Below are 13,015 nucleotides of genomic sequence, written 5' to 3' on the forward strand. Positions count from 1 at the left end.
CTTTCTCCGTGATTGATGATTAGTGTTGTGATTCGATGTTTTCCAGTATATTGACTAAAAACATAGAGAAACAAGACTAAAACGCACTTCATCTGTGCTTTTTAGTCATAAATGAGGTCTTATGGGTCAGTTCAGGCAAATCTCCACCTTTGTAGAAGTGGTTAACCGTGGCAGCCTGTCGGCCGCGGCTCGCGCGGAAGGCATAGCGCCCGCCGTTATTGGGCGCCGCCTGGACGCGCTGGAGCAGCGGCTTGGCGTCAAACTGCTCCAGCGTACCACGCGCAAGCTGGCGCTGACGGACGAAGGCGCTGCCTTCCTTGAGGATTGCCAACGCATCCTGGTCGAACTCGAAAGCGCCGAAGCGGCCGTCGCGGAACGTAGCGCGCGCGCCACGGGACACCTGATGATTTCCGCGCCGGCAGGGTTTGGGCGTCTGCACGTCGCCCCCCTGGTCCCCTCCTTTTTAGCGGAACACCGTGACGTGGCGGTGACGTTGAACCTGAATGACCGGGTGGTGGACCTGATTGGCGAAGGCGTGGACGTGGCGATACGCATCGCCTCGATGTCGGACTCGAACCTGGTGAGCGTGAAGCTGGCTGATAACCACCGCGTGGTAGTCGGCACCCCGGCCTATCTGAAACGGCACGGCGTGCCCAAAACGCTGGAGGATCTCGCTAAGCACAACTGCATGACCATCAGCAGCGAAGGCAGCCAGCGCGGCTGGACCTTCCGTCAAGGCGATAAAAACGTGACGCTGAAAATTGCGGGAAATATGAGTTGCAACGACGGCGCCGTGCTGCACGACTGGGTATTGGCCGGCAAAGGCCTGGCCTGGCGCTCGATGTGGGAAGTTGGCGCCGATATCGAAGCAGGCCGACTAAAATCCGTGCTCAACGAATTTTCGGCGCCTGGCAACGACATTTACGCCGTATTCGCACAACGGCGCCACCTGCCGTTCCGCATCCGCGCTTTCGTCGACTTCCTGCGCCATACATACGCCCAGCCGGGCTATTGGCGCAAAGGCTGAGACCGTGTCACACCATGGGGTCACACCCCAAACGTGACACGGGCCCAAGTGTAGTGACGAAAAAAAATCCTCCGAATTGGAGGATTTTTTATCGTTTTGATCCGTCTCGATTACAGAGGCTGGATGTTCGACGCCTGCTTGCCTTTTGGGCCGGAGGTCACGTCGAAGGACACGCGTTGGTTTTCCTGCAGCGACTTGAAGCCGTTGCTTTGGATAGCCGAGAAGTGAGCAAACAGATCTTCGCCGCCTTCATCAGGGGTAATGAAGCCAAAACCCTTTGCGTCGTTGAACCATTTTACGATACCAGTTGCCATTACAATTCCTATTACAGTTAAATGAGCTTTACGCCCGTGATACCGTTTGAACCCAGTCACCTGAATCTAAACGATCCGCCATTATACCGAAATACCTGCTAAAAGCACGCAGTGCGCAAAATTAATTCACATCGTGCCAACAGGTCCCGAACATGTATGACTAACTATAGACAAGATTTATCAATCTTGTTTGATAAATATCAATCGTGCGCAGCAATTTGCCCTGCGCCAAAATCCTTGTCGGCCCATTGCAACAATGCATGAGTGGCGGCTTCGATGCCGAGCCATGGCGCACCGGATTCCATCACGCCGCGCACCATCTGTTCAATACGGCGCGCTTCATCGCCTAGCGCAGCCAAGCCAAACGATCCGGCAGAGCCGGCCACACTGTGCAGTGCGTGGTGCAATTGCTCGATATGGGCTGGAACCAGGCTGCCCTGGCAAAGCACCAGGGCATTACGGATGGCCGCCATGCGCTCGGGAACGCTGGCGGCGTACTTGTCGCGCAGGGCTTGCAGCCGGTCGTGGAATTCGGGATCGGCCGGCGTCGCCATGGCTCTTATTTGGTACCGAAAATGCGGTCGCCCGCGTCGCCCAGGCCTGGAATGATATAGGCGTGTTCGTTGAGGTGGGAATCCAGCGACGCGCAGAAGATCTTCACGTTCGGGTGGGATTTCTGGAACACTTCGATACCTTCCGGTGCCGCCACCAGGGCCAGGAAGATGATCTGCTCGTCGGGAACGCCGCGCTTTTTCAGCACATCCACCGCGTGCACAGCCGAATTACCGGTCGCCACCATCGGGTCGCACAAGATGAAAGTACGGTCGACCAGGTCCGGCAGTCGCACCAGGTATTCCACCGGCTGGTGGGTTTCCGGGTCGCGGAACACGCCGATGTGGCCGACGCGTGCCGATGGCACCAGGTTCAGCAGGCCGTCGCTCATGCCTACGCCGGCGCGCAGGATCGGTACCACGGCCAGTTTGCGGCCGGCGATCACCGGGGCCTGGATGGTTTCCAGCGGGGTTTCGATTTCGCGCGTGGTCAGCGGCAGGTCACGGGTGATCTCGTAACCCATCAGCAGCGTGATTTCTTTCAGCAGCTCGCGGAAGGTGCGCGTCGACGTTGCCTTGTCGCGCATATGGCTCAGCTTGTGCTGGATCAGCGGGTGGTCGGTAATGAACAGGTTGGGAAAGCGCGGATCTTGTTTCATGTTATTCAGGAATAAATTCGTTCAATTGCGCGCATTATCCCAGCCTCAGGCGTTTTCCACCAGCGCCCGCTGTAGAATGGCTTCACAGTTAGTTCCTGCTGGCAACCGCCCGTAAGCGCCCCCCGGCTCACGCGCCAAGCGGCTGGCGACGAAGGCGGAGCTGATAAATGCCGGCGCGTGGCGCAGCAGCAATCCCGCCTGGATCGCCAGCACGACGCGTTCAGCCAGCTGTCGTGCGCCGAACTCGTCTTCGCGGGCTTTGGGCAGGTCCGCCAGCAGTTGGCTGGTGAACCGCACATAATCGGGATTGGCGTGGCTGCCCTCGCCCAATTCCGCCGCCAGCACTTCCTGCACCTGGCTGGATTTCGACAGTGCCCGCAGCAGGTCCAGGCACATCACGTTGCCCGAACCCTCCCAGATCGAGTTCACCGGGAGCTCGCGGTACAGCCGGGCCAGCGAACTCTCCTCAACATAGCCGCTGCCGCCGAGCACCTCCATCGCCTCGGCGCCAAAACCGGGGCCGCGCTTGCAGATCCAGTATTTGCCGGCGGGTGTCAGCAGCCGCGCGAGCAGCGCTTCGGCGGGATTATCCAGATGGTCGAAGCAGCGCGCCAGCCGCATCGCGAAGACCGTGGCGGCTTCCGACTCCAGCGCCAGGTCGGCCAGCACATTTTGCATCAGGGGCTGCTCGGCGAGCGGCTTGCCAAAAGCGCTGCGGCGGCGAGCGTGGTGCAGGACCTGGGTCAATGCGGCGCGCATGATGCCGGCAGTACCCAGCACGCAATCCAGCCGCGTATGATTGCCCATTTCGAGGATCGTCGGCACGCCGCGGCCCAGCGGGCCAAGCAGCCAGCCATAGGCGCCGGTAAATTCGACTTCGGACGAGGCATTCGATTTATTTCCCAGCTTTTCCTTCAGCCGCTGCACGCGCACCTGGTTGCGCGCACCGTCCGGCAGGAAACGCGGCACGAGGAAGCAGCTCAATCCCGCATCGCCCGCCTGGGCCAGCACCAGGTGGGCGTCGCATTGCGGCGCGGAGAAGAACCATTTGTGGCCAGTCAGGCGATACACCGGTTCGCTGTCCGCGCCGAACAGCGTGCGTATTTCGTCAGCCGGTACCGGCTCGGCTTGCGTCGTGTTGGCGCGCAGGTCGGATCCGCCCTGCTTTTCCGTCATGCCCATGCCGATCAGCGCTCCGCGTTTCTCGTCAATCGGCAGCGGGCTCGGATCGTACACGCGCGACAGGATTTTCGGCAGCCAGCGCGCGGAAAGGCCGGGGCTATGGCGCAAGGCCGGCACACTGGCATACGTCATGGTGATCGGGCATTGCGCGCCGTTTTCGACTTGCCCGAACAGGATGTAGCGGGCCGCGCGCGCCACTTGCGCGCCGTGGTGAGGATGCTTGCCCTCCCACGGCGAGGCATGGGCGCCGGCAGCGATCATCAGCTCCATCAGTTTGTGCCAGGCGGGGTGGAATTCGACCTCGTCGATCCTGTGGCCGGCGCGGTCGAAGTTCTTCAGGACCGGCGGATGTTCATTGGCTTGCCGGGCCAGCTCCTGCATTTCGGCGGTGCCCAGTTCCGCCCCCAGTTCCATCAGCGAGGCAGTGGCGAAAGCGGCGCCCTCACGCTCCAGCGCTTCGCGCAAGGCGGTGTCGCAGGTGAACAGGTTGACGTTCACAAACGGGCTCACCTGGTTGAAAACCTCGTGCGTGTCCAAACGGTTCATTTCGCCCTCCCGGCGTTCTCTGTAACGCGAGGCTAGCGCAAACTTTCAGCACTAGCAAGGTTCACATAAAAACGAAACATTGCTTAGTAAAGCACCAAACTTCTCCTGCTTTCATATAAAACTGATCTCGGGCAATAAATTTCCTAAAAACATGGACTAATGTTGCTCTTTTTCATGTGAAACATGAGGTTTAAGTGATACATTTCTTTCTGGTTACGACCTGAAGAGAAAGAATCGAGCGCAACAATGCTTTCCAGCTCCCCAACAGTGCCTTTAACAACATCACACCATGAGGCGAACCTCCTGCTAGAGGAAGCGGGCGATGTGGTGTTCAGGCTGAATCTGATGGGTCATATCCTCTTCTCCAGCCAGCGAGCCGCGAATTTGCTGCGTAATGGCCAGGAACTCGAAGGCCACCCCCTCCTCGCTTTTACCTGTGAACTGGACCATGCAGCACTGAAGTCCGCGCTCTCCGAATCGATCCAGTCCCGCGGTGCACACCGCGCCGAAGTCCGCCTCAAAACCCCCGAGCAGGAAATCTGGTTCGAACTGCGCCTCAGCAGTTACGCCACCGCCAACAAGGCCTATGAATTGCTGGTGGTCGGCCGCGACATGACGGCCCAGCACGCGACCGAAGACCGCCTGCGCCACATGGCCACCCACGATGGCCTGACCGAGTTGCCGAACCGCCTGCTGTTGTCGGACCGCCTGCGCATGACCATCGCCCAGGCCCGCCGCTCCGGCCAGGGTTTTGCGGTGGCTACCGTTGGGCTCGACAGCTTCAAGAAAGTGAACGATGGCCTGGGCCATCCGGTTGGCGATGCGGTACTGAAAATGGCCGCGGCGCGCCTGCGCAAAACGCTGCGCGACAGCGATACCCTGGCCCGCGTTGGCGGCGACGAATTCGTCGCCGTGCTGCCCGGCACTTACAACGAGGCGCAAATCAAGCTGGTCACCGGCCGCCTGCTCGCCACGCTGCAGTCGCCGTTTGAAGTCGGGCAGCACACGATCTACGTAAGCGCCTCGCTTGGCGTGTCGGTCTACCCCGAGCATGCGGAAGACGAGGTGCGCCTGGTCGCCCTGGCTGATGCGGCCATGTCGCGCGCCAAAGAAACCGGGAAAGCCCGCGCCATCGTTTACAGCCAGCGCCAGAGCGGCCCGCCGGAGCATGATATTTCGCTGGAAGCGGCAATGTTCCAGGCTGTGCGCGAAGGCGAATTCCTGTTGTATTACCAGCCTATCGTCAACTCTGCCACCCGCGAAATCGAGGGTTTCGAAACGCTGATGCGCTGGAAGCACCCTACCCTTGGCATGGTGCCGCCGGCGCGCTTCATCCCCATCGCGGAAACCAATGGCCTGATCAACCTGCTCGGCGCCTGGGCGCTGAAATCGGCCTGTGTCCAGCTGAAGCAGTTCCAGGAAGTGGCGCAACGGCCGCTGTATATTTCGGTGAATATCAGCCCCCGTCAATTCCGCAACGACAAGTTCCTCGATGTACTCGACGATGCGCTGGCCTTCTCCGGCCTGCCTGGTGAACAACTGGTGCTGGAGATTACCGAAGGCACACTGATGATCGATCCGGCGCACGCCGAGACGATCCTTGCCAGGATGGCTGAACGCCGCGCCCGCATCGCGATCGACGACTTCGGCACCGGCTACTCCTCGCTGTCCTACCTGAAACGCTTCCCTATTTCCGTACTGAAGATCGACCGCACCTTCATCCGCGACCTGCCCGGCTCGGAGAAGGATGGCGCCATCTGCAACGCGGTGCTGGACCTGGCCAAGCACCTGGACTTGTCGGTCGTTGCGGAAGGCGTCGAGACGGAAGAGCAAATGAATTACGTTACGCAGCGCGGCTGCCAGTATGTCCAGGGCTTCCTGACCGGCCGTCCAATGGCTGCGCACACGGCCCTGGCCGCCTTGAAGGAACGTACCTACGCATCCTTGATGACGGAAGAACCGCGGCAGGTGGGGCAATGAGCGCGCTGAGCGAACAGACCCTGTCTACGCTGTGGGAACGTACGCGCCAGCAAGGCGACATGCCTGGCTTCGCAAAAGCAATCACGGCCATCCTCGGCGCCATGCGCGGCGAAGACGATAAAGAGTTCGACATGGCGCGCACCGTACTATCGGATCCCGTCCTGACGCAGAAAGTCTTGCGCCTGGCGAATAGCGGCATGTATTCCGCTTTCGGCCAGCAAATCAACACGGTCAGCAAGGCCATGCTGGTGCTGGGCACGGAGGCCATTGGCCACCTGGCACTCGGCCTGAAGCTCATCGAAGAATTGTCCGTGGTATCGCCCGATTCGGGCCTGGCCCATATTGAAATGGAAAAGGCCGTACTGGCCGGCATCGTCGCCCGCGAAGTGTCGGCCACCGCTGAAAACCGTCACGGCGAAGAAGCTGTGGTTTGCTCCATGCTGCAAACGCTGGGCCGCATGCTGGTTACCTTCTACATGCCGGAGCGCTGGACCGAGCTGCAGCAGGCCGCCGGCGCCGGCAAGGAAGACAGCGCCGCGCCGGAGATGCTGGGCTTGAGCCTGCAGGATATCGGCCGCGCCGCCGCCTTGCATTGGGGTCTGCCGGAGAACCTGCTGTCCGGCATGCGTACCCTGGTACCGCCTGCCGGCGATATGCCGCTCGAACCGCTTAGCGCGGAAGACTGGGTGGCAGGCGTTTCGACCATGGCCTGCATCTGCGCCGGCGCACTTTGGAATGACAATGAAGAAGGCGCAGCGGAAGTCAAGCGCATCACTGCCCGCTTTTCGTCCATGATCGGCGTCAGCACCGACAAGCTGGCGCTGGCCATCGAGCAGGCCAAAGCCGTTGCCGCGGCCGACCTGTCGATTGCGCCCCTGTCCAAGCCGGCCGAACGCCGCGCCAAGGCGCTGGCACAAACCCGCCAGCGTGCCGCCGGCAACAATATCCTGCTTAGCGGCTTGGCCGATATGCGCGATTCGCTCGACACCGCGAGTGTCGGCCAGATGGCTTCGATCGCGCTGGAAACCGTGTTCAAAGGCTTGCAATTCAGCCGCTCGGTGGCATTCGTGCGCAACCGCCGCGAGAACAAATACGTGGCGCGCATGTGCCTGGGCGAAGGCGTGCGCGAGCATCTGGAAGCCATGCATTTTGCCGACGCTTACGAGCCGAACGTGTTCCACGCGGCCCTGAGCAGCGATCGCGTGATCTTCATCGAGAATGCGGCCGACCCCAAATTTGCGGCCAAGCTGCCGGCCTGGTGGCGCGACACGCTGAACGACGCGCGTAGCTTTGTCATCCTGCCGCTGTGCTCCAACGGCCAGCCGACCGGCTTCCTGTACGGCGATTGGGACCATTCCTTCCCGGCCATCCACCTCAGCCCGACCGAGTTTTCGCTGCTGAACGACATTCGCTCAACGGTGGTGAAGGCTGTCGAACGCCGCCACCAGGTCGGCACCGTCAACCGTGCCGCCTGACCCTTACCGCTGCCAGCGGTAACTCAGCGCAGCAGCCACGGCGCCTGCCGCCACCAGTCCCGACGCAATGTAAAAGATGAATTGCGGCCCCGCATGTTGCCATACCGGGGTCAGCGCCAGGCTGCCGATACTACCGCCGAGACCATAAGAAATGCTGATGTACAAGGCCTGCCCGCGCGCCTGCAGCGGGCCGTTGAACCAGCGCTGCATGGTCTGTACCGAAGCCGAATGATGCAGTGCGAAGGTCGCTGCATGCATTACCTGCGCCGCCACCAGCAAGGCCAGCGACTGCGCACCGGCGCCGATCAACGCGAAACGCACGACACCGAATGCGAAGCAGGCATACATCAACCGCTTGGCGCCCCAGCGCCGGAACAAGGGGGCCTGGTAATAGAAGCACAGCACCTCCGCCACCACGCCCAGCGACCACATAAGTCCCGTCACGGTCTTGCTGTAACCCTGTCTTTCCAGGTACAGCGAGTAGAACGTGTACAGCGCTGCGTGGGCCGACACCATCAGCGCGGTCGACGCAAAGAAGGCCAGCACTTCCTTCTTGCGCAGCACCGCCAGCAAGGCCGGCGGCTTGCCGGCATGGGCCAGGCGCGGCACGTCCTTCAGGCGGAAGGCGGCGCCAAGCACGCATACCAGCAAGGCGCCGCAGAACCAGACCAGGGCGCCGGTCCCCTGCCAGTCCATCAGGAACGAGGCCAGCATCACCGTAACGATGAAGCCGATCGAGCCCCACAGGCGAATGCGCCCGTAGTAGGTCAAGTCGCCGCGCATTTCCGACAGCATGAGCGCTTCGCACATCGGACCTTGCGCACTGGTGAACAGGTTGAGCAGCGCCATCGCGGCAAAGAAGTGCGCGAAGGTTGAACCGAAAATGAAACCGGAAAACGCAATCATCGCCGCCACGCCGGTCAGGCGCAGCACGAAGACGCGCCGTTCGGAATGGTCAGCGACATAGCCCCAGAGATTGGGGCCGAAGATCCGCAACACCTGGATCATCGACATCAGGACGCCGATCTGCGCTACCGACATCCCCCGGCCCTGGAAATACAGGCTGGCGTAAGTCGAAAAGGTACCGGCGTAAGCGTAATAACAGAAGAGGAAAAGCGCGAATCCGAAAGCCTGGGCTGGAATCACGCTTTACTGATATCCGGCGTGGACACTTTGACGTCGCCGCATTGTGCGCGGTGCATCAGCGCGTGATCCATCAGCACCAGGGCCAGCATCGCTTCCGCAATCGGGGTCGCGCGGATGCCGACGCAAGGATCGTGACGGCCGAACGTCTCGACCATTACCGGATTGCCTTCCTTGTCGATCGAGCGGCGCGGCGTACGGATCGAGGAAGTCGGCTTGATGGCGATCGATACCGTAATGTCCTGGCCGGTCGAAATACCGCCCAGGACGCCGCCGGAGTTGTTGCCGACAAAGCCTTCCAGCGTCAGCTCATCGCCGTGTTCCGAGCCGCGCTGCGCCACGCTGTCGAAGCCGGCGCCGATCTCGACGCCCTTCACCGCATTAATGCCCATCATCGCATAGGCGATATCCGCATCCAGCTTGTCGTAGATTGGCTGGCCCAGGCCGACCGGCACATTGCGCGCCACCACGTCGATGCGGGCGCCGATGGAATCGCCATCCTTGCGCAGGCTGTCCATATAGTCTTCCATGCGTTCGACCAGGGCCGCGTCGGAGGTGGCGGCGAAGAACGGATTGGAAGGCACATGCTCAAAACTCTCGAACGGCACTTCGATCTCGCCCAATTGGCTCATGCAGCCGGCGAACTCGGTACCGTACTTCTCCTTCAGCCATTTCTTGGCGATGGCCGCGGCGCCCACCACCGGCGCGGTCAGGCGCGCCGAAGAACGGCCGCCGCCGCGCGGATCGCGCACGCCGTACTTGTGCCAGTAGGTATAGTCGGCGTGGCCTGGGCGGAAGCTCTCCGCGATATTGCCGTAGTCCTTGCTGCGCTGGTCTTCGTTCTTGATCAGCAGCGCAATCGGGGTGCCGGTGGTCACGCCCTGGTACACGCCCGACAGGATCTGCACCGTGTCCGGCTCCTGGCGCTGCGTCACGTGGCGCGAAGTGCCAGGCTTGCGGCGATCCAGTTCGGGCTGGATGTCGGCCTCGCTCAGTGCCAGCCCCGGCGGGCAGCCGTCAATGACGCAACCAATTGCAGGACCATGGGATTCGCCAAACGTGGTGACGGTGAACAGCTTGCCAAAGGAATTGCCGGACATGATGGAGACGATGAGTAGTAACAGGGGTAACTGTCCATTCTAACCCGATATGGCAAAACTCGCAGGAAGTAGCTGTTTAAGCTACAACTTTTACGAAACTAGCACCCCACTATTCGTTAACTTCCATGAAAGTGTTTTAATGGTCGTTCTCATGAACAATTCGCTATATACTAAGTTGTAAGAACACCGAGACCCCTTGGAGAAGCGACAAATGCCCCCTTCGATCACGGCGCCGGATGGCGGCCACGACGATCAGGACGATCTGGTTTTCTTAGAAGAGCATTCGGCTCAGCCAGCTCTCCCCGCACTGCGCAATGTCTGGCGCGTGATGATTATCGATGACGACGAAGACGTCCATTCGACGACCACGTTCGCCCTTGGCAACCTGGACATGCAGCACCGCCCCCTGGAATTCGTGCACGCCTATTCCGCCGCACAAGCGCGCGAAATGCTCAAGCACGAACAGGAAATCGCCGTGATCCTGCTCGACGTAGTCATGGAGCAGGATGACGCCGGTTTGCACCTGGTGCGTTATATCCGCGAAACACTGAAGCTTGCCGACGTGCGCATCATCCTGCGCACCGGCCAGCCGGGCTACGCGCCCGAGATCGATGCAATTCGCGATTTCGACATCAACGATTACAAGACCAAATCGGAGTTGACGCGCATCAAGCTGTTCACCACCGTGACTGCGGCAATCCGTTCCTACGAACAAATCCGCAACATCAACGAAAGCCGCCGCGGCCTGGCGCGTATCGTGCACTCCAGCACCGAGCTGATGGCACTGCACGGCGTGCAGAATTTCGCCTCCGGCGTGCTGGCGCAGATTGCCGAACTGCTGGGCCAGGAAGCCCACGGCGTACTGTGCGTGCAGGAATGTCCCGATGCCGGCTGCCACGAGCTGGTCGTGATGGCAGCCAGCGGCAGCCACCATAACCTGTCCAATTCCCAGCTCACTGCGAAAGAAGACCCGCGCGTCCACAAGGCAATGGAAGAATGCCTTGGCGCGCGCCGCAACGTCTATTGCGGCGACAGCATAGCGCTGTACTTTGCCGGCAAGGCCAGCCGCACCTTCGTCGCCTTCATGGACGTTTCGCGCAGTCCGAGCCCGCTCGAAGAAAGCCTGCTGGAAGTTTTCTGCAGCAACGTGGCAGTTGGCCTCGACAACGTGGAACTGGTGTCGCACCTGCATACCGCAGCCTTCTACGATAACCTGTCCAAGCTGCCGAACCGCACGCGCCTGATCGAAATCCTCGATGCCACACTGGCCGGCCCGGCCAAGCAGGACGCCACGCTTTGCCTGGTCGACCTCGACCACTTTGCCGAGACCAACGACGCACTGGGCCACGAATTCGGCGACCTGCTGCTGTCCGCGGTTGCGGCGCGCCTGCAGAATAGCCTCGGCAAGCAATTGACCGTGGCCCGCATCGGCGGCGATATCTTCTGTGTGCTGGGCGACGCAGGCCAGGTCAATCCGGCCACCATCATCAGCCTGTTCTCAACGCCGTTCAGTATCGATGGCCAAGATGTGCAGCTTTCCGCCACCCTCGGCCTGGTGCGCTTGCTGGAACATGACGGCAGCGGCGCCGATGCGCTGAAGGATGCCGACATCGCGCTGAAACGCGCCAAGACGCAGCAGCGCGCCGGCCACTTCTACTTCTCGCGCAGCATGGGCGTGGAAATCCGCGAACGTGTACGCATGATGCACGCCCTGCGTACCGGTTTCAGCCAGAACCAACTCTTTGTTGTCTACCAGCCGCAAGTCGACCTCGATTCACGCCGTCCGATGGGCGCGGAAGCCCTGCTGCGCTGGCAGACGCCGGACGGCAAATTTGTCTCCCCCGACCGCTTCATTCCCATCGCCGAATATTCGGGCCTGATTATCGACCTGGGCGAATGGGTGATGCGCACGTCGATGCAGGAACTGGTGGCGCTACGCGCGGCGGGGCATACCGAGTTCACCATGTCGATCAACGTGTCGCAGGTGCAGTTCCGCCACCCGCACTTCCTCGAAATGCTGCGCAATGCGCTGCACGACACGGGCGCGCCGCCGGAGTATGTGGAGCTTGAGATTACCGAATCGATGGCGATGGAAGAGCCGGATATGCTGATCAGGATGCTGGCGCAGATCAAGCAGACCGGCGTGACCATTGCAATCGACGATTTCGGCACCGGCTTCTCTTCCCTGTCCTACCTGCAGCGCCTGCAGGTCGACCGCCTGAAGATCGACCGCGCTTTCGTCACCGAAATCACGAATTCCGCGCGCGGCAGCAGCATTGCCGAAATGGTGGTGCAACTGGGCCGCAACCTTGGCCTGGCGGTGATCGCGGAAGGCGTGGAAGACGAGCGCCAGGCGCAAATCCTGCATACCCTGGGCTGCCCGCTGGGCCAGGGCTTCCTGTTCGCGCGGCCAATGACCGGCGAAGCCCTGGTCGGCTGGCTAAGCGACGACGCCTTGGCCGGCGTCGCATAAATAAAAAAATGGGGACGCACCCCATTTTTTGAACCGCGAAAAATGGGGTACCTCCCCATTTTTTATTTCACCCCTCGGACTTCTCTTCTTCCTCGGCTGGCCAGTCGCGGATGTAAGCCTTCAGCATGCGGTTCTCGAAGCTTTGCGCTTCCAGCACGGCGCGCGCCACGTCATAGAACGAGATCACGCCCAGCAGGGTCTTGGCGTTCATCACAGGCAGGTAGCGCGCGTGCTTTTCCAGCATGATGCGGCGTACCTCATTGACTTCGGTGTCCGGGGTGACGGTGATCGGGTGGTCATCCATGTGCTTGCGCACGGTGCCGCCGCCGACCGAGCCCTGGTTCGCGTGCAGCGCCTTCAGCACTTCGCGGAACGTCAGCATGCCGACCAGGTCGCCGTATTCCATCACCACCAGGGAGCCGATGTCTCTTTCGGCCATGGTATTCGCCGCTTCGACCAACGGCTGGTCCGGAGTGATCGTGTAGAGGATGTTCCCTTTGACTTGGAGGATTTCAGATACTTTCATTTTGGGCCGTCCTGTCCGGTGGTGATTATGGTTTTATTG

At 60.9% G+C, this 13,015-nt stretch carries 11 protein-coding genes; 4 read left to right on the forward strand and 7 right to left on the reverse strand.

The window, feature by feature from the left end; genetic code table 11:
- The first annotated feature begins 121 nt into the window (after positions 1 to 121).
- Positions 122 to 1,027 (forward strand): LysR family transcriptional regulator, encoded by a 906-nt coding sequence (locus tag ASD07_RS05150; RefSeq protein ID WP_055926339.1) that lies wholly within the window; start codon positions 122 to 124, stop codon positions 1,025 to 1,027.
- A gap of 110 nt (positions 1,028 to 1,137) precedes the next feature.
- Here ASD07_RS05150 and ASD07_RS05155 read toward each other — a convergent pair whose 3' ends face one another.
- The 4 genes from ASD07_RS05155 to ASD07_RS05170 form a co-directional block, all read right to left on the reverse strand.
- Positions 1,138 to 1,341 (reverse strand): cold-shock protein, encoded by a 204-nt coding sequence (locus ASD07_RS05155; protein ID WP_028102570.1) that lies wholly within the window; start codon positions 1,339 to 1,341, stop codon positions 1,138 to 1,140.
- A gap of 200 nt (positions 1,342 to 1,541) precedes the next feature.
- Positions 1,542 to 1,895 carry an Hpt domain-containing protein gene (locus ASD07_RS05160; protein ID WP_055926341.1) on the reverse strand — a complete coding sequence of 118 codons (354 nt, stop codon included), beginning with the start codon at positions 1,893 to 1,895 and terminating at the stop codon, positions 1,542 to 1,544.
- Between the two features lie 5 nt (positions 1,896 to 1,900).
- The gene (gene upp, locus ASD07_RS05165) at positions 1,901 to 2,551 is read right to left on the reverse strand and encodes a uracil phosphoribosyltransferase (RefSeq protein WP_055926344.1); all 651 of its coding nucleotides are present in this window, start codon (positions 2,549 to 2,551) and stop codon (positions 1,901 to 1,903) included.
- A 45-nt stretch (positions 2,552 to 2,596) separates the two neighbouring features.
- Positions 2,597 to 4,279, reverse strand: a complete 1,683-nt coding sequence (locus ASD07_RS05170) for an isovaleryl-CoA dehydrogenase (RefSeq protein ID WP_055926347.1) — start codon at positions 4,277 to 4,279, stop codon at positions 2,597 to 2,599.
- Positions 4,280 to 4,525: 246 nt separating this feature from the next.
- Between ASD07_RS05170 and ASD07_RS05175 the strand changes: the two genes are divergently transcribed.
- Both ASD07_RS05175 and ASD07_RS05180 read left to right on the forward strand, forming a co-directional pair.
- A complete protein-coding gene (locus ASD07_RS05175; RefSeq protein WP_055926350.1) occupies positions 4,526 to 6,259 on the forward strand; it encodes a bifunctional diguanylate cyclase/phosphodiesterase in 1,734 nt (577 codons plus the stop codon).
- Complete coding sequence (locus ASD07_RS05180; RefSeq protein WP_055926353.1) at positions 6,256 to 7,734, forward strand: HDOD domain-containing protein; 1,479 nt, start codon at positions 6,256 to 6,258, stop codon at positions 7,732 to 7,734. The genes ASD07_RS05175 and ASD07_RS05180 overlap by 4 nt, the downstream gene beginning before the upstream one ends.
- 3 nt (positions 7,735 to 7,737) lie before the next feature.
- On the opposite strand, the gene ASD07_RS05185 is transcribed toward ASD07_RS05180, so the two are convergent.
- On the reverse strand, positions 7,738 to 8,880 hold the full coding sequence (locus ASD07_RS05185; RefSeq protein ID WP_229207061.1) for an MFS transporter: 1,143 nt from the start codon (positions 8,878 to 8,880) through the stop codon (positions 7,738 to 7,740).
- A complete protein-coding gene (aroC, locus tag ASD07_RS05190) occupies positions 8,877 to 9,977 on the reverse strand; it encodes a chorismate synthase (RefSeq protein ID WP_055926355.1) in 1,101 nt (366 codons plus the stop codon). Before aroC ends, ASD07_RS05185 begins: the two co-directional genes overlap by 4 nt.
- Before the next feature lie 211 nt (positions 9,978 to 10,188).
- Here aroC and ASD07_RS05195 point away from each other — a divergent pair, with 211 nt between their 5' ends.
- Entirely contained in the window at positions 10,189 to 12,450 is a 2,262-nt protein-coding gene (locus ASD07_RS05195) for an EAL domain-containing protein (RefSeq protein WP_055926358.1), read from the forward strand.
- A gap of 67 nt (positions 12,451 to 12,517) precedes the next feature.
- On the opposite strand, the gene ASD07_RS05200 is transcribed toward ASD07_RS05195, so the two are convergent.
- Positions 12,518 to 12,976: a CBS domain-containing protein gene (locus ASD07_RS05200; RefSeq protein WP_055926361.1), complete on the reverse strand. Its 459-nt coding sequence runs from the start codon at positions 12,974 to 12,976 to the stop codon at positions 12,518 to 12,520.
- Positions 12,977 to 13,015 lie beyond the last annotated feature (39 nt).

The organism is Duganella sp. Root336D2, assembly GCF_001425005.1.
Taxonomy (GTDB): Bacteria; Pseudomonadota; Gammaproteobacteria; order Burkholderiales; family Burkholderiaceae_D; genus Rugamonas.